The organism is Butyrivibrio sp., assembly GCF_024699075.1.
This window is the reverse complement of the sequence record NZ_JAILQF010000085.1, coordinates 1-18,277: the sequence shown is the minus strand read 5'-3', so window position 1 is coordinate 18,277 and position 18,277 is coordinate 1. Positions and strand designations below refer to the sequence as shown.

Genomic DNA, 18,277 nt, shown 5'->3' with positions numbered 1-18,277 from the left:
CCCCTAAAGCTATATTTTTAGACAGCAAAAAAGACAGCTTTAGGGGTTGCTGTCTTTTTTAGAGAAGGTATTTCTTTCTTATGGGGTATAGCAAAAAACTATATAATATTGGGGGGTTACGAGTATTATAATAGCATCCGTCCTATTTACTCTCAATAAACAGGTTCAACAAAATTACCAAATACATGTGCCAGTTTTTGGTGATTTTTTCAGAGATTTTTTGTAAGAGCTTACAGTTCTTGTAAAATTCACCAATGAGCAAAAAAATTCTCCCAAAAACTGTATTTCTACAGATTTGGGAGAATTTAGTTTCCACTTTAAATGATATGATCAAAAACTTTTTAGGTAAGTGAGAAATCAGGCTCAGCTAAATTCATCGAATCATTTCTGTTAAAAAGCGCTTCGAATTCTTCTCTTCCAATCTTCTCTTTTTCTATAAGAAGGTTAGCTGACTTATGAAGTACGTCCTGATTGTCCATAATGATCTGCTTTGCCTTACTATAGCAATCATCAATGATTGACTTAACTTCTCTGTCAATCTCACCGCTCATAAGCTCTGAATGGCTCTTTCTATGACCTATATCGTATCCGATAAATACATCATCTTCATTATCATCATAATTGATAACACCGATGCTTGATGACATACCATACTTAGTCACCATATTTCTTGCCATGTTAGTAGCCTTCTGGATATCATTGGAAGCTCCTGTTGTGATATCACCAAAGATTATCTCTTCAGCAATACGTCCTCCAAGGTCAACCATGATCTCTTCAAGCATCTTGGTCTTTGTAAGGAACATCTCATCCTTTTCAGGAAGCGGCATTGTATAACCCGCAGCGCCTGCTCCTGTAGGAATAACAGATATTGTATATACAGGACCTACATGAGGAAGCACATGGAAGAGTATTGCATGACCGGATTCGTGGTAAGCAGTGATCTTCTTCTCCTCAGGAGAAATAAGATGACTCTTCTTCTCTGTTCCTATGCCAACCTGTACAAATGCCTTCTTGATATCATCCTGAAGAATGTAAGGACGCTTATCCATAGCAGCATTGATCGCAGCTTCATTGAGAAGATTCTCAAGATCTGCACCTGTAAAACCTGCTGTAGTCTGAGCTATCTGACTAAGATCAACATCATCTCCAAGAGGTTTGTTCTTGGCATGAACATTAAGAATCTCTTCGCGGCCTCTGATATCAGGGCGTCCAACTGTTATCTTTCTGTCAAAACGTCCCGGACGAAGTATAGCAGGATCAAGAATATCTACACGGTTGGTTGCTGCCATAACGATGATACCTTCGTTGACACCAAAACCATCCATCTCTACAAGGAGCTGGTTAAGAGTCTGCTCACGTTCATCATGGCCGCCTCCCATACCTGTTCCTCTACGTCTTGCTACTGCATCTATCTCATCGATAAATATAATACAAGGGCTGTTCTTCTTGGCTTCTTCAAAAAGGTCACGTACACGGGATGCACCGACACCTACAAACATCTCTACGAAATCAGAACCTGATATAGAGAAGAAAGGAACACCGGCTTCACCTGCAACAGCTCTTGCAAGAAGTGTCTTACCAGTACCTGGAGCACCTTCAAGAAGTACACCCTTAGGGATACGGGCTCCGACTTTAGTGAACTGGTCAGGGTTTTTCAAAAACTCTATGATCTCAGCAAGCTGCTCTTTTTCTTCCTGGAGACCAGCTACATCATCGAGCTTGACCTTATTGTCATCACCAACAGTCATTCTGGCTCTGCTTCTTCCAAAGTTGAGCATTCTGTTATTGGTAGAACTTCCTGATGCCTGTGATCCGTTCATCATAGACAAGAACATTACAAATATGATCACTACGACAAGTATAGGAAGTGCCCAGTTAAAAAGCCAGCTGTCATCTGATACATCTCTGACTTCTGCGTCGATGCCATATTCCATCAACAGTTTTCTAACCTCTGTAACATTGGTTACATACAAGGTCTCGGTATTCTTATCACCATCGTTGAATTCGATGTTTACAGCACCTGTTGCATTTTCTCCATTAGGAAGGATTACAGCACTCTTTATGTTCTCATTTTCAAGATCAGCTGTGAGTTTTCCAATGGTATATGCCTGTGAGTCAGCCGTACGATTGCTGTCGCCGAAAAACTCAAGGACAACCAACAACAGGAGCAGTACTATGATAAATCCGAAGATCGTTCCAAAACTTCTTCTGCGATTTTCCACCACTTCCTCCTTTATCTATCATCCGCTTTTTGCGGGAATGAACTATAAAACGGGTATTATATGATCTGATCACCAAAGATCAATCAAACTCAACAACTCCAATGTAAGGAAGATTACGATATCTCTGATCATAATCAAGGCCATAACCTACTACGAACTCATCAGGGATCACAAATCCTGTATAGTCAACCTTGACATCTGTAACACGACGATCAGGCTTATCAAGAAGTGTTGTAAGCTTAATGCTTGATGGACCTCTGTCTCCAAGCATCTTGATAAGATAGCTGAGAGTACGTCCTGAATCAACGATATCTTCTACAATGATAACATCCTTATCCTTAAGAGGCTCATCAAGATCCTTAACAATCTTGACTACTCCGCTTGACTTTGTTGATGAACCATAACTTGATGCGCTCATGAAATCAAGAGTTACCGGAACTGTAATACGCTTAGCAAGCTCTGTCATATAAAAGCTTCCGCCTTTAAGTACACATATAAGATGTACTGTCTTACCTGCATAATCTTTACTGATCTGTTCACCTATTTCTCTGATCCTTTTATCAACTTCCTCTTCAGTGAACATTACTCTAACTCTTTCTGCCATTAGTGTTACTACCTCATTCCTTTTAAATTTACTTATAACGCATCTATTTCAAGGATGTGTCTAGTGCTTTCCGAAATCTCATACGCACAACTTGTGCGGTATCCAACTACCCACATAATACTATCTCCATCTGCCATGAGTATTACGCTGTCTCTGGTTTTTTCGGGGATTTTAACATCTGTCATGAACTTCTTAAGGCTCTTTTTATGGCCTTTTCTGTCTACAACGATATTATCGCCCGATTTACGAAAGCGAAAAATCGGGCACGATAGTATTTTATCATAATCGAACCATTTAGTATACGGTATGCGAGGAACCTTTGTAAGGAAATCTTCTATTTTTCCATCGGGTATTTCGATCATACGTACTCGAAAATCTGTTCCGTTATAGGAAAAAGAGAGCGTGTCTGTACCTTCTTTTAATTCAAGTACATATTCGAAGGACGCATCACTTTTTTCTGTATCATCATTATTTATAGCACTCTTAGTTATATTACTATTCTTTGCAGCAGGAGCCTTATCCTTACTATCAGACTTGGATATAATAAGCTCATCATATTGTCTTAAAGCCCTTAGCCCATATGGTAGATGAAGCTCTTCACTTCCGTTTTTATTCATGCACATTCTGTCGATTGCTTCAATATGGGCCTGGGTTATATCTTTTCTTTGGGCAGTGACAAGATTTAAAAGCTCCATGATTATATACTTACGGATAATATATGGGCGATCGCGATAATCAACAAGATCAATAGAAGGCTCCTTACTCATGCTCTCAAGATTAGTTCCTTTATCATCAAGCCATTTTCTTGCCTGCATCTCCATATATTCCTGCGCATATGACAGCTCTGCTGCCGCACTGCTTATATGGCTAAGCGTCTCTTTATTGATCTCTTGGATCATATAGGGAAGAATATGATGTCTTATCCTGTTTCTTGTATGCTCATCTTCAAGATTGGTTGCATCTGTCTTAAAGCTGATATTATTTTGGGAAAGATAGGCCTCAATATCATCTCTGCTCGTCATAAGAAGAGGTCTTATGATCCTGTCTCTTACGGATCTTATTCCGGAAAGGCCTCTAAGTCCGCTTCCTCTTGCAAGGTTCATTATAAAAGTCTCTGCCTGGTCGTTCATATTGTGGGCAACCGCAAGTTTACAGGCCCCGATCTCATCCATCTTTTTATAAAAAAGGTCGTATCTTGCATATCTTCCGGCCTCTTCTTCGCCCATAGATAATTCTTTGGCCATACCGGGGATATCTACTTCTTCTATATAGCAGGGCACACGAAAGCGTTTGCATAAAAGTCTTACATATTCAGCATCTTCTGATGCTTCAAGCCTTATCCCATGATTGACATGGAGAACTGAGAGCTTGAAATGAAGCTCATTCATAAGTGAATGCAGCAAAATAAAAAGGCATACCGAATCAGCCCCGCCGGAAACTCCGGCAAGGATGTGGTCGCCAGCCTCTATCATATTCTCTTTCCTTATGTACTCAAGAACTTTATCTCTTAAATTCATATCGCTTATTCACTATCCCTTAACGTAAACAGTGCAAACTCCCGAAAACCCAGAAGTTTGCACCCCTAATTAGATTCTTTTTCAAAAATAATCTCACCGGGATATACTAATCCCAGTTTCTGTCTTGCTACATCTTCTATATATTTACGCGTCTGCGTCTCTTTTACGAACTCGTCGATCTCGGTGCTTCTTTGCTCCTCTTTTGCCATCTCACTCTGAAGCTGTTCTATCCTGGTTTCGTTCTCACGAACCTGCCTCAGTAAGTCTATACTCCTGACTGACACTACAAAAGTAAGTAACAGCACCACAATCGCTGCAAGGATTATACCAAAACGGTTCTCCCTGCGTCTTGTTCTATATTTTGCCTTCATATAGAACTCCTCTCTGCGGTCTGGATTATATTCTGAACAACATGGTAAAGATCAACTTCTCAAAATAATGCAGATTACTAGCTACATTAATATTACCACCTAAGGAGTTTCGGCGCAACGACGTTTTATTATCAATATTAAATATATTCAAAGAAAATATCAGGCGTAAACGCTTATAATACAAGCATTTACAGCTATGTCATCTAAATATATTTGTATAATTCTCCTGCATTTTCCTTATGTACAGTCTCCTGAACATCGAGTACTTCTACACTTACGTCCTTGTTACCAAACTGTATCGTGATATGATCTCCAACCTTAACTTCTGTTCCTGCCTTGGCAGGTCTTCCATTTATCTGTACGCGGCCTGCATCACAGGCATCATTGGCAACACTTCTTCTCTTTATAAGGCGTGATACCTTTAAATATTTATCAAGTCTCATATTCTAACCCCTGTCCCCAAACAAAAAGGTTTGGGCTTTACAAAAGCCTGCAGAGATCTATCTCCGCAGGCCCTCAACTCGCAACTTAACACTTGTAGCTGATTTATTAGAATGATAAAGATTCTAATATGAAATATTCTGTGATGAATTATTTCTTGTTTACAGCGTCCTTAAGTGCCTTACCAGCCTTGAACTTAGGAGCAACTGATGCTGCGATCTTCATTGTAGCACCTGTCTGAGGGTTTCTGCCCTGTCTTGCTGCTCTCTTAGCAACTTCGAATGTACCGAAGCCAACAAGCTGAACCTTACCCTTTTTCTTAAGCTCTGCTGTTACTGTGTCTGTGAAAGCCTTAAGAGCCTTCTCAGCATCCTTCTTTGATAATCCTGCATCTTCTGCAATTGCTGCTACTAATTCTGTCTTGTTCATTAGGAAAATCCTCCTGTAGTTTATATGCGCCAGTACAGCGCTTCTTGCTACCAGCTTAGCGTGGTATATATTTACTTATATACGTTTTCACAAAAGCTGTCAAGGAAAATCCTTATTTTAAGCCTTTTTTTAGACTTTTTGTTCCAATTTACTCCTAGTTTACTGCGTTTTGGGAGCCCATGCTTTACGTTATTAAGTTAATATCTGCACTTGAAAGATTTGGGGCATTCTAAATCTGTAGTTGTTTATGTATCTGTTGACATCTATAAGTCCGTACTTGTCTACGTATCCGTTGTCGTTTCTGTATCAGTAGTAGTCTGTGTATCAGTTGTTGTCTGTGTATCAGTTGTTGTCTGCGTATCAGTATTAGTCTCCGAATCCGTAGTCGTTTCGCTATCCGTAGTCGTTCCGCTATCCGTAGTTGTATCCGAATCTGTTGTAGTATCTGTATCAGTAGTAGTTGTATCCGATTCCTGGCTGTCACTACTTTCAGTTGTTCCTCCTGTATTAGAAGCATCTGAACCAGAAGTACTATCTGTTGATGAATCTGACGTACTTTGATCACTTGTACTATCTGATGAAGATGATGAAGATGATGATGCATCTGATGAGCTGTCAGAACTACTTGATGAAGCATCTCCCGAGCTGTCTGTAGAAGCACTGCTAGCGCTATCTGATGACTTACTGGTTCCGGAATCTGACTCGTCACTTTCCTCTTTTTCCTGCCTATCAGCATAATAATGAGAGTCTACGCCATCATAGTTTCCTACACTTATTTCTTCTTCAATCGTCTTATAACCATCAAGAACCAGCTTTATAGTAGAGAGCTCATCGCGGAATTCATCAGGAACTATCTGGGTTGTTACAGGGATTTCATCCTCAATAATCCCTATAGATTCATCATCTATAAATACCTCTGTTCCATCAAGTGCATATATATCAACATACCTTTCAAGGGCAGGAAATTCATATACCTTGTCCTTTTTGTTGCCATCCACATATACCGAATAGCTCTTTGTAGCATAGCCGTCTCTTGTAAGAGTTATGGTTTGACTTCCCTTAACCTTGTCAAATGAGCATGGCACTGTTCCTATCTCTTCGCCGTCCACATAAAGCGTCGCTCCAACAGGATCGTCTACATATATGGCATATCCATCTATAGTTGTTCCATCTGCAACCTCTGTACTTGCCGTACTTGCAGCAGATGACGGGTCGACTTTGAGTTCTTCGAAGGAATACTCTTTATCTTTTTTCTCAGAATCAATACTAATAGTATAGTCCTTAGTAAGATAGCCTTCCTTCTTAAGCCTTATTACATGGCTTCCTGTTACCTTGGTAAAAGAACAAGGTGTAATTCCAATGTATGTTCCGTCCGTATTATTGGTCTTGTCAGGATCAAGATATACTTCTACGCCTTTAGGTGCTGTGATCCTTACATAGTATCCGCTTATAAGTGTTCCATCCTTGACAGAAGCAGCTGTCGTAGCGGAAGTAGAAGTCTTGGTAGTCTTGGTCTTGGACTTACCTGTAGAGCTGTTATCATTATTGTTAGAATCTTTACTGGTATCACTTGTTGATGATTTGGTACTTGATGAATCAGCTACCGAAGTTGCTGTTGTACTACTGTCTTCTTCCTCTTCATAATCTTCATCAACTGGAAGCGTTATCTCAACTTCTGCCTTGGAGGATCCAACATGCAGATATTCAGAGCATGGAAGATATCCTTCTGCAGTTGCTTCAAGTTTATGTGTTCCGTAGGTAAGCTCTATAGGCCATGCTGTATTTATCTCATTACCATCTACATATACTTTGGCATCTTCAGGAGTAACTTTAAAAGTTACAAGACCTATATCATATTCAATCTCTATCTGACTCGTATCAACTATAGTTTCCATATCGCGGTCAACGGTTATTGTCGTCTCATAATCAAGTCCAGTACCTGTAAGATAAAGCTTATAGGTTCCTTCCGGAACACTTACAAGCATTCCGTCTGTAACGCGGTATATATTTCTTTCACCAATTTCAAGATAGGCTCCTGAAATATCTTCATCTCCGACCATACTGGATGAAAGTGATACATATCCATGTCCCTGCTCAACTTCTACGCAGTATATTTCTGTTCCTACTCCTGTAACCTTTATGCTATCGCCCTGAAGGACATCTGCTATTCTTCCTGCTCTTCCGTTTATAAGCACAAGAGTCTTATCAGTTATATGATAGTAGCTATTGCCTATCTGAGCAGTCTCATTACCGACCTGAAGGTCATAGCCGTAGGACTTTTCTATGCTAAAAGCATCACTACTGATATCAAGGCTGTTAAGATGCCTTGATCCTGATAAAAAGGTGATATCAGCAACTTCCCCATCTTCCAGGAGGCTGGCTGATAATGCCCTGCCATATTCACTGTATATTAAAGTGGTATTGTCATAAGAAAGAGTGTAATCACGTCCCGTATCATGATTACGAAAAGTAATACTCTTATTGTCCGTATCTACAGATTTTATGATCGCACGGTCAGATGAATCATATTTTCCTACAAGAGAAACTGTAGAAACGCTCTGTCCATAAGAAAAACTTGGCACAAATAATAGCGCCACAATAAATGAAATAACAATCGAGAAAGATTTTCTGAAAAAATTACGCATATCCATCTCCCCTTTTTGGAATAACCCTTTATCAATCAGCATATATCTAAAAAGCAGGCATCTAATGTCCCTATATGATGCCGGACCAAAGGCATATAAATCAAGCCTTTTAGTCCTATTATCATATCGGCATTTTTAACTGGTTTCATAAGGCTTTTAAGCCCTTTTTGCGTATATAATGTTCAGTAAATTTTAGTGATTTAATATCTCGTTATATTTTAATCCTGCAGATTATTTTTATAATTTGCAAGATGTTTTATAAGATACTCCTTGTCGTTATGTGAAGGAGTCTTAATAACATCCATAAGCATGTTATTTAGGATAAGGCCTATCTCTTTGCCGGGACCAACTCCCAGTTCCAAAAGGTCTTTGCCTCCAACTGCCAGCTCTTTAAGTGACAGGCAGTCTTTCCTTTCAAGTATCTCATGTCCTATATCTGCAAGGCGCTCGAGCCTCTTTTGCTTTTCTTCGCGCTTAAAAGCGCTCTGCGCAAGCATATCAGCTCTTTTGACCTTCAGAAGATCCTCGAAATTTGAAGGACCAACATGGTAAAGAGTCTTTCTGACATTGAACTCATTCGGTTCATCCTTCATGAAGATATCATGGCATCTTACGAGATTGCACACGCTGTCCGTTGTTGCATTATCGAACTTGAGCCTTCTCATAATACCTCTTGCCATAATTGAGCCTTCCAGGGCATGGCCCTTAAAGTGATCGCCATGTTCATCGCTTGTCTTACACCTGGGCTTGCCTATGTCATGAAGTATCATAGTGATTCGAAGCACCTTGTCTGAAGGAACCTCCATAGCTGCTCTTATCATATGTTCACCAACACTGTAGCAGTGATGCACAGTATTTTGCTCGCATTCCATACATTCATCAAACTCTGGCAAAAAAACTTTAGTAATACCAAGTTCATATGCATCCCTTATAACCTCCGGATGCATTGAAGTCATCATCTTGATAAACTCTGTCTGTATTCGCTCAGCGCTAATTTTAGAAAGGGTTGGAGCAAGCTCTTTGGCAGCCTTGGCCGTTTCAGGATCTATTGTATATCCAAGCTGGCCTGAAAATCTCACTGCCCTAAGTATACGAAGGGCATCCTCTTCAAATCTTTTTGAAGGATCTCCAACACATCTTATTATCTTATTTTCAAGGTCTTTAATTCCATTAAATTCATCAACAAGGCCTTCCTTATCATTGTAGGCCATTGCATTAATTGTAAAATCACGCCTTTTAAGATCTTCTATAAGATTTCTTGTAAATGTTACTTCCTTGGGATGTCTGTGATCTTCATAGACACCGTCAAGTCTGTATGTAGTAACTTCAAAGCCTTCCTTACCTTTCATGATGGTAACTGTACCATGCTTTATGCCTGTATCAATAGTCCTTCTGAAAAGCTTCTTGACCTCCATGGGAAGAGCACTAGTAGTTATGTCCCAGTCGCCTGGAGTTCGTCCAAGTATACTGTCACGAACACATCCGCCTACAATATAGGCTTCATATCCGGCTTCGTGAAGTGTATTTAATATTTCTGCTGCCTCTTTGGGCATATCAATTTTTATATCTTTAATAAACATTTTGATCTCATTTCTATACTGCAAAAGGGATGATAATGGTTTGATCCATCTTAGCAAAATACTGCTATTTAAATGTTTAATCTGTATAAACATTACCCTATAGGCTTATTTTAACACAATTAAATAAGGGGCGTCACACATATGTGATGCCCCAAAATCACTAACTATTAATATGCTCTTCCCCAGTAAACCATCTTGGTTGCAGGCTTACCACAGATAACGCACTTATCTGAGATATTCTCCTGCTCAAAAGGAATACAACGGCTTGTTACATTGTAATCTTCCTTGATCTTGTCTTCGCACTCGCGGCATCCGCACCACATAGCTTTAACAAAACCTTTAGTCTCTTTGAAGTTTTCTGCAAACTCTTCTTTGTTGTGAGCTGCATATGTATGAGCTTCAAGATGAGCCTTTGCACGATTGTACATATCCTTCTGGATAGTATCAAGAAGTTCTCCAACCTTTGAAGCAACTTCGTCTATAGCACACTCGATCTTTTCTCTTGTATCACGTCTTACAAGAACGCACTTACCAGCTTCCATATCCTTAGGTCCAATCTCAACACGGATCGGAATACCATGCATTTCCTGTTCAGCGAACTTGAATCCCGGGCTTCTGTCTGTAACATCAATTGATGCTCTGAAGTCATTAAGGCTTTCATATATCTTCTGAGCACAGTCAAGAACACCTTCCTTCTTCTGCTGGATAGGAATTACAACTACCTGAGTAGGAGCAATCTTAGGAGGCATTACAAGGCCCTCATTATCACCGTGAACCATGATCATAGCACCGATTACACGAGTTGTAAGCCCCCATGATGTCTGGAATACATGATGAAGCTTGTTGTCTTTACCTGCATACTGAATCTCAAATGCCTTAGCAAATCCGTCACCAAAGTTATGTGATGTAGCAGACTGAAGTGCACGGCAGTCATGCATAAGAGCTTCTACTGTATATGTATGCTCGGCACCTGCAAACTTCTCTTTCTCAGTCTTCTGTCCCTTGATAACAGGGATAGCCATATCATTTTCAAGGAAATCAGCATATACATTGAGCATCTGAACTGTACGCTCTTCAGCTTCTTCAAGTGTAGCATGAGCTGTGTGGCCTTCCTGCCATAAGAACTCACGTGAACGAAGGAAAGGTCTTGTCTCCTTCTCCCATCTTACTACTGAACACCACTGGTTAAGAACCTGTGGAAGATCCTTGTAAGAGTGGATCTCACCCTTATAATAATCACAGAAAAGTGTCTCTGAAGTAGGACGTACACAGAAACGCTCTGAAAGTGGTTCAAGTCCTCCATGTGTTACCCATGCAACTTCAGGAGCAAAGCCTTCTACATGGTCCTTTTCTTTCTGAAGAAGTGATTCAGGAATGAACATCGGAAGATATGCATTCTTAACTCCTGTTGCCTTGAATCTTGCATCAAGGTGCTTCTGAATAAGCTCCCAGATAGCATAGCCTTCAGGTTTGATAACCATAAAGCCCTTAATGTTTGAATAGCTGATAAGACCGGCCTTGATTACAACGTCGGTATACCACTGTGTGAAATCCTCATCCATGGATGTGATCTCAGATACCATTTTCTTCTTTTCGTTTGCCATTTCTTTCTCCTTATTCGTACCCAGGACCAGGTTCTTATCCATTAATTTATTATCATTAATTCAAAAAACCTTCGGTCCATGTTTAATTAAAAACAGGGACCAAAGGTTATAAATTCATCTTCGGCGGTACCACCCTATTTAAATCTGCAGGTATATAGCAGATTTCTCTCAACTATCCCTTAACGCGGGAAACGCTATGCTTATTTTCAATGAATTATCCGGAAAAATAAAAACATAAGGATACTTTTCATTAACTTTCACATAGAACTCCAAGGCAGGTTCACGGACATCTCTGTGAAGACTTCGCACCAGATAAGTCTTCTCTCTGGGACAGGATAGTTCCATTACTATTCCTCTTCAACGTTACGATTGATTTTAATCAATTCGGGATTTATTGTCAATAGTGCCTAGAAATACATCCATGTATTTCTAAACAGGCACCAGATACATCCTGTATCCGGGTATCTAGAAATAATCCATGTATTTCTAAAACAGGTATGAGATACATCCTGTATCCGGGCACCTAGAAATACATCCCACCATTATGCTTTTGAAGCCTCGATGAGCTTATCCTTGAGCTGGGATTCGATCTCTCCAAGCTCTGCTTCTGCAGCTCTTCTCTTCTCCTTACCATCCTTCTGAATAGCAAGAACTTCATCAATTGTGCTGATGAGAGTCTCATTAGTATGACGAAGTGTCTCCATATCTATGATGCCTCTCTCTGATTCCTTGGCTGTAGCGATAGTAGCCTGTTTAAGCTTATCAGCATTCTTCTTAAGAAGAGTATTGGTCATGTCGTTAACTTCGCGCTCTGCCTTGGCAGCCTGATTAGCATGCTCAACACCTATAGCTATTACCATCTGATTCTTCCAGAGAGGAATAGTATTAACTATTGTTGACTGGATCTTCTCAGCCATTATTGTATCTGAAGACTGAACCATTCTGATCTGAGGTCCTGTCTGCATAGCAATAGTACGTGTAAGCTCAAGGTCATAGATCTTCTTTTCAAATCTGTCGCAAAGATTTGCAAGATCCTTAGCCTTTTCAGCATCTTCCTGAAGGCCGGATTCCTGAGCCTTCTTCTGAAGCTGTGCCAGGTCATTAGCTCTTACTTCTTCAAGTTTCTTCTTACCAGCCTGAATGTACATGGTAAGTTCCTTGAAGTAATTAAGGTTAAGTGCATACATCTGATCAAGTAAAGCCACATCCTTCATAAGTGTTACCTGATGCTGCTCAAGCTTTGATGTGATAGCATTTACATTGGTCTCTACTGTTGAATATTTAGCCTTTATCGCATTTACTCTATTGGCGCTCTTTTTGAAAAAAGACATAAAGCCTTTTTCCTCTTCATCTACGTCAAAATCCTTGAGTTCTGTAACAAGGCCTGAAAGCATGTCACCAACTTCTCCCATATCCTTGGTCCTTACATTATCAATAGCCTTCTGAGAGAAATCTGCAAGCTTCTTCTGTGTACCAACACCATAGTTCATAACAGCCTGTGAATTAGTAATATCGATCTGACTTACGAATTCATCAACCTGTTTCTGCTCTTCAGGTGAAAGCTGAATATCTGCTTCAAACTTTCTGGTACTTTCTTCCTTACTTTCAGGAGCTGCTGCAGTTGCAGTAGCAGTTGCTGCTGCCTGAGGCTGCGGATCCCCAAATGATAATGTTGGTGCTGACGGTGCTGAACTTAATCCTGAAAACTGATCTTCCATATTTTCCTCCAATACTAAAAACTGTTTTTCAATTACTTGGTCCATTTGAAGCTGCCATAGTCTGGCCTTGCATAAGTCCGTCCTGTGACATCATAGTCTCCATTACAGAAATATCAGATGCGATATCCCAAGCCTGCTCTTCGAACAGGTCATCAAAAAGCTTCTCAAAAGCTGTATTTATAGTATTAAGCGCATCAGAAATCTGCTTCTTGGTGTCCTTAATATTATCTCCAACTTCAGGCTGTGCATCAAGCTGTACATAAGCATTCAACAATTTCTCTGTAGTAGGAAGATAATAATTCATGAACTTACGAAGATCCTGCGCCTTCTCAGGGTGCTGACCTACATGTTCGAATATCTTCTTCATTATATTCTCAAGTGAATAGAGCTTATCTGACATATGATCCTCATCATTATCCGGGATCATGTCATTGATCTTTCTGACTTTTACAAGGTACTCATTTCCTTCATCTATAACCTTCTGAGAATCAGAAGTTACATTCATTCCTTCTGTATCAACCTGACTTGATTTATTATAATTTTCCTGCTCACGCTGACTTGTCACAAATTTCTTATATTCTTCAAAAGCTCTCTCTGAAAGAATAAGAGTAGACTCTGTATCATCAAACATGGCGCCAAGGAGCATACCATTTGAGATCATCTTCTTAAGAGTCTTTTTAAGCTCATCTTCCGGAATCTGAACAAGATTTGAAAAATCTTTTATGGAAATATATTCCTGGTCACCCAGAGCTTTTTTGAAGATATAAAACTTTTTGGTAAGATTCTTCTTATCATGAGCTCTCTTCCAGGCAAATCCGGATATAGCTGTAAGAACCGAAAATACCATAACTGCTGCTATAGCAGAGCCTGTTACATCAATGGACAAAGACGGCAGCATTATAATATCAAAAATCCCAAAAAATATTGTGAAAAAACCTGATATAAAACTGGAAAACACACCTGTAAGCTTTCCAACATGCGCCTTTTGAAATACGCTTATCTTCTTCTTATTAAGTATATATTGTTCTGTCATGTTAGTTCCTGAGTTTCTTGTTGCCGCAGAACTTGATGACATGAATGAATTGTAAACCTTATTATTAATTGAATGCTCCCTTACTTTTCTTGTTGCATCAGTAAAGGAAGCAGACAGATCCATACTCAGATTGCTGAAGTCACCTGTTTCAACGGCTTTTGTAACTGAATCTGCCGCATTCATGACTCCCTGCATTATGTCGTCGCCCAGTGCCATTATTATCTCCAATCTAATACCTAAAAATACTATATGTATACCTCAACATTACATCTACTATATTATACACAAGCATTCAAGTTAAAAAAATAGAATTTTCCATAAAATAAGTGTTTTTAAAATGCAAGTTTAAGTAATTTACACAGAAACTACGCGCTTTTTGTGATTTATGGTCTGTAAAAATCATACTCTTGAAGGAAACGTAATATCTGAGCTAAAATGCTAATAGAAATAATATAAAGGAACTATTATGGAAAAAGCTTATAAACTTGAATTTACCGCAGAAGAAAATGAGGGGCTATATGTTACAAGCTGCGGCATGTCCAAAACGCAGCCCCATCACCACTTTGGACCTGCCATAAAGCCTCATCACATGATCCATTATATCTTAAGCGGCAAAGGGATTTTCAAATTAAAAGGCAAAGAATATAAGCTTGGCGAAGGGTCAGGCTTTCTTATTACGCCCGATGAACTGGCCTATTATGAAGCCGACGAAGATGATCCGTGGACATATGTATGGGTAGGATTCGGCGGAAAGATGGCTGCATCAACCGTTGAACAGCTGTCTCTTAGTGCTAAGCAGCCTATTTTCCATAATACTAATTCTGATAAAATATATTCCATAGTTCATGACATGATGGAGCACAATACTTTTAGCATAGCTGACCTTCTTGAAAGAAACGGCCAGCTCCACCTTTTCCTTTCGGTTGTTGCAGGAAGTCTCATCTCTGAAAGAGGCGAATCTGAAAGTGCCAATAACTATGTTCAAAAGGCAATTTCTTTTATCCAGGGTAACTACTATAACCCTATTAAAGTAACTGATGTTGCTGATTATGTCTGCATTAACAGGAGCTATCTGTATACTCTTTTTGAAAAGACACTTGGAGTATCACCCCAGCAGTATCTTAGCTCATACAGAATATCAAAGGCCTGCGACCTTTTAAAAGTCACAGACCTTCCAATTGAAAGTATTGCAATATCTTCAGGATACAACGATCCGCTTGTATTCACCAAAGCCTTCAGACTTGATAAAGGAATGTCGCCTTCAAACTATCGTAAAGCTCACAAAAGCGACCTGCTTGCAGGAGGCAAAGAAAACCTTAAACAGGTTGAAAAATATCTGGAAGGTAAGACCAAATAGCTTATTAACGGCTATCTTATTACCTTTTATCGGATTCATTACTTTTTTATATTCATTACTTTATAAGACTCATTACTTTTTAAGATTCGTTACCAGCTCCAGCTTGATTATCAGCTCCAGCCTCATTGCCATTTTCAGCTTCTTTGATCATGGCTTTTCTTGCTTCCTTTTCCATCTTGTTGCGGATCCTTAGTTCAAGGAAGAACTTCTTGAGTATAGCTGTGCACTCTTCTTCCATAACATCGCGGACAACCTCGCACTGATGATTAAAATCCGGATTTTCAAGGATGTTGAGAATAGTTCCTCCGCATCCTGATTTCTGACTTCTGCTTCCTATTACAACCTTAGGAATCCTGGCCTGAACTATAGCGCCTGCGCACATCTGGCAGGGTTCAAGCGTCACATACAGCGTGCAGTCTTCAAGGCGCCAGTCTTTAATGACCTTGCCGGCCTTCTTCATTGCGGATATCTCAGCATGACACAGTACAGACTTGTCTGTATTTCTCCTGTTATATCCCCTTCCAATGATCTCGCCGTCATATACTATAACGCAGCCTATTGGCACTTCGCCTATGGCATATGCTTTCTTGGCCTGCTTTAGAGCCTGTTTCATATAATAATTTTGTTCTTGTTCAATGTCATCAAAATATTTTTTCATAAAATTTTTTCAAATCATACTATTCTGGTAGGTTTTGTGTTATAATGTCTTCTGACTAATATATAAAATGATCAAGATAACCCATCACCTTTAGGTGGTGGGAATATCCTGATTTATGTGATGATTATATATAAGTTATACGTACTATGCAACCAAAGCAGAACACTTTTAAGGTTGCCGGTATAATGTTTAGAGTTTTATTTTACAAAAGAGGTTAATCATGAAAATTTCAACCAAAGGAAGATATGCATTAAGAGTTATGATAGATCTGGCTCTTCATGATAATGGCGAATATATTGCACTTAAAGACATCTCTGAGAGGCAGGGCATAACTGTCAAATATCTCGAACAGATCGTTACAAATCTTAATAAAGCCGGTTTTCTTCGCAGCATGCGAGGCAATAACGGAGGACACAGGCTTGCAAGAAAGCCTTATGAGTATAAGGTTGGGGACATCCTCCGCACCATGGAAGGAAGCCTTTCTCCAATAGAGTGTCTTGCTGATTCTGTGGGAGACGGAATTAACTGTCCTCGTTCAGAAGACTGTCCTACACTTGGCTTTTGGAGAGGCCTTGATAAGGTTATAAACGACTATGTAGACCGCTATACTCTTCAGGATCTTATAGACCAGGAGCAGATGATAGCTGGCGGATATGACTATTCGATCTGATATAGTCACCGAGTCTTAATACGCCTGCAATCTTCTATGGTCGTTATGTCTTAACCTATTTATAATCCGGTATAGTCGAATGCAGGGATGAAGCTACTCTTATCAGTTTCATCTCCCTGAATGAAGGCATATTCTATGCCAATATCTATCGCATGGTCAATTAATCTGTCATAGTCGCTTTCATTTACTTTCCTTGTAAGTTCAGGGAAGGCAGCACTATGCGGCATAGGAGTATACTGATTCATAAGACTTATATAGACAGAATCATCGAATCTGTCATGAAGTCTTCTTATTATCTCCATTGAATCTTCAATCTGACCTGGCAAAAGAAGATGACGAACTATTGTCCCCTTCTTCATAAGAGGACCTGTATAATCAGAATCATCAAGATTTTCATCGTTATTATCACCGCTTATAACAATATCATTGTATTCATCAGCATTAAGACTTTTAGAAACATCCTGCGCATGTGAAAGAAATGGATGAACGCCGGGATAATAGAACAAAGGCTTACCAGTCTGCCTTACCATCTCTTCAATTGCAGCTATAGCTTTGTCAAAATAATCTTCTGCCTTACTGTACTTAAGCGACAATTCGCTACTATAGTACTTGCAGTCAGGAAGATATATATCTATAAGGCCATCAAGCATTTTAAGCGTATCCACATTTTCATAGGAACTTGTATTATATACAACAGGAATCTTAAGGCCTTTATTTTTAGCACTTTCAAGTGCTTCTACAATACCAGGCACAAAATGTGTCGGCGTTACAAGATTGATATTAGCAGCTTTCTTGTCCTGAAGTTCTAGAAATATATCAGATAGTCTTTCAACCGTAATCTCTTTTCTGACTTCATCATGTGCAATCTCATAATTCTGGCAAAAGACGCATCCCATATTACAGCCCGAGAAGAAAACCGCTCCGGATCCACTCCTTCCTGATATGCAGGGTTCTTCCCAGAAGTGAAGGGCAGCTCTTGCCGCAGCAGGGCTTGAACTTTCTTTGCAAAATCCTTTTTCTCCATCATTTCTGTCTACCTTGCATTTCCTTGGGCACAACATGCAATTGGAATATAAATTTCTTAAATCTTCTCTCATAACTATTTATCTGTAATCCGTATTATATACATCATCAATGAATTACTGACTGCATTTTATAATCAATAAAATAACTTTCTATAAAATTCAAAAGCTTATAAAAGTTTAAACAAAGATGCAAAATGCGACTCTGTGACGGATGCACATACTCCGCATAATAACAAGGCACCTTACAACACATGAGATGAAATGCTTAGTGCTGCTTCGTTCCCGACCTGACACGTTTCGCAAAGTCCCATTGCATAAGACCCGGCTATTTACAAAATATATGCACCCTTCACAGAGCCGCAATGCTAGTAATATATCCTTTTTTCGTTTATTTGTCAATACT

The 18,277-nt window shown here is 39.5% G+C and carries 15 protein-coding genes, 1 other RNA gene and 1 other annotated feature; of the genes, 2 read left to right on the top strand and 14 right to left on the bottom strand.

Annotated elements, in window-relative coordinates; translation table 11 throughout:
* Nucleotides 1-341: 341 nt before the first annotated feature.
* The 11 genes from ftsH to K6G87_RS03355 form a co-directional block, all read right to left on the bottom strand.
* Nucleotides 342-2,222, bottom strand: a complete 1,881-nt coding sequence (gene ftsH / locus K6G87_RS03405) for an ATP-dependent zinc metalloprotease FtsH (protein ID WP_296833913.1) — start codon at nt 2,220-2,222, stop codon at nt 342-344.
* A gap of 79 nt (nt 2,223-2,301) precedes the next feature.
* Entirely contained in the window at nt 2,302-2,826 is a 525-nt protein-coding gene (gene hpt, locus K6G87_RS03400) for a hypoxanthine phosphoribosyltransferase (protein WP_296833910.1), read from the bottom strand.
* A gap of 32 nt (nt 2,827-2,858) precedes the next feature.
* Nucleotides 2,859-4,343, bottom strand: coding sequence for a tRNA lysidine(34) synthetase TilS (tilS, locus tag K6G87_RS03395; protein ID WP_296833908.1), 1,485 nt, complete (start codon nt 4,341-4,343; stop codon nt 2,859-2,861).
* Nucleotides 4,344-4,408: 65 nt separating this feature from the next.
* The gene (locus tag K6G87_RS03390; RefSeq protein ID WP_296833906.1) at nt 4,409-4,714 is read right to left on the bottom strand and encodes an FtsB family cell division protein; all 306 of its coding nucleotides are present in this window, start codon (nt 4,712-4,714) and stop codon (nt 4,409-4,411) included.
* 203 nt (nt 4,715-4,917) lie between these two features.
* Complete coding sequence (locus K6G87_RS03385; protein ID WP_296833903.1) at nt 4,918-5,157, bottom strand: RNA-binding S4 domain-containing protein; 240 nt, start codon at nt 5,155-5,157, stop codon at nt 4,918-4,920.
* Between the two features lie 148 nt (nt 5,158-5,305).
* Nucleotides 5,306-5,584: an HU family DNA-binding protein gene (locus K6G87_RS03380; protein ID WP_296833899.1), complete on the bottom strand. Its 279-nt coding sequence runs from the start codon at nt 5,582-5,584 to the stop codon at nt 5,306-5,308.
* Between the two features lie 281 nt (nt 5,585-5,865).
* On the bottom strand, nt 5,866-8,229 hold the full coding sequence (locus K6G87_RS03375; protein WP_296833896.1) for a PEGA domain-containing protein: 2,364 nt from the start codon (nt 8,227-8,229) through the stop codon (nt 5,866-5,868).
* A 218-nt stretch (nt 8,230-8,447) separates the two neighbouring features.
* Nucleotides 8,448-9,794, bottom strand: coding sequence for a CCA tRNA nucleotidyltransferase (locus K6G87_RS03370; protein WP_334304849.1), 1,347 nt, complete (start codon nt 9,792-9,794; stop codon nt 8,448-8,450).
* Nucleotides 9,795-9,976: 182 nt separating this feature from the next.
* The gene (gene proS / locus K6G87_RS03365; RefSeq protein WP_296833888.1) at nt 9,977-11,413 is read right to left on the bottom strand and encodes a proline--tRNA ligase; all 1,437 of its coding nucleotides are present in this window, start codon (nt 11,411-11,413) and stop codon (nt 9,977-9,979) included.
* Between the two features lie 91 nt (nt 11,414-11,504).
* Nucleotides 11,505-11,783, bottom strand: a binding site (T-box leader).
* Between the two features lie 172 nt (nt 11,784-11,955).
* Nucleotides 11,956-13,131, bottom strand: coding sequence for a toxic anion resistance protein (locus K6G87_RS03360; protein WP_296833885.1), 1,176 nt, complete (start codon nt 13,129-13,131; stop codon nt 11,956-11,958).
* Nucleotides 13,132-13,159: 28 nt separating this feature from the next.
* The gene (locus K6G87_RS03355) at nt 13,160-14,380 is read right to left on the bottom strand and encodes a 5-bromo-4-chloroindolyl phosphate hydrolysis family protein (protein WP_296833883.1); all 1,221 of its coding nucleotides are present in this window, start codon (nt 14,378-14,380) and stop codon (nt 13,160-13,162) included.
* A gap of 250 nt (nt 14,381-14,630) precedes the next feature.
* Between K6G87_RS03355 and K6G87_RS03350 the strand changes: the two genes are divergently transcribed.
* Nucleotides 14,631-15,521 (top strand): AraC family transcriptional regulator, encoded by an 891-nt coding sequence (locus K6G87_RS03350; RefSeq protein WP_296833881.1) that lies wholly within the window; start codon nt 14,631-14,633, stop codon nt 15,519-15,521.
* A 79-nt stretch (nt 15,522-15,600) separates the two neighbouring features.
* Here the strand turns inward: K6G87_RS03350 and tadA are convergent, their stop codons facing one another.
* On the bottom strand, nt 15,601-16,179 hold the full coding sequence (gene tadA, locus K6G87_RS03345; RefSeq protein WP_296833879.1) for a tRNA adenosine(34) deaminase TadA: 579 nt from the start codon (nt 16,177-16,179) through the stop codon (nt 15,601-15,603).
* 220 nt (nt 16,180-16,399) lie between these two features.
* Here tadA and K6G87_RS03340 point away from each other — a divergent pair, with 220 nt between their 5' ends.
* Nucleotides 16,400-16,849: an RrF2 family transcriptional regulator gene (locus K6G87_RS03340; RefSeq protein ID WP_296833877.1), complete on the top strand. Its 450-nt coding sequence runs from the start codon at nt 16,400-16,402 to the stop codon at nt 16,847-16,849.
* A gap of 59 nt (nt 16,850-16,908) precedes the next feature.
* On the opposite strand, the gene K6G87_RS03335 is transcribed toward K6G87_RS03340, so the two are convergent.
* Nucleotides 16,909-17,946 carry a radical SAM protein gene (locus K6G87_RS03335; RefSeq protein WP_296833874.1) on the bottom strand — a complete coding sequence of 346 codons (1,038 nt, stop codon included), beginning with the start codon at nt 17,944-17,946 and terminating at the stop codon, nt 16,909-16,911.
* Between the two features lie 156 nt (nt 17,947-18,102).
* Nucleotides 18,103-18,201: signal recognition particle sRNA small type (gene ffs / locus K6G87_RS03330), an RNA gene on the bottom strand.
* Between the last annotated feature and the right edge of the window lie 76 nt (nt 18,202-18,277).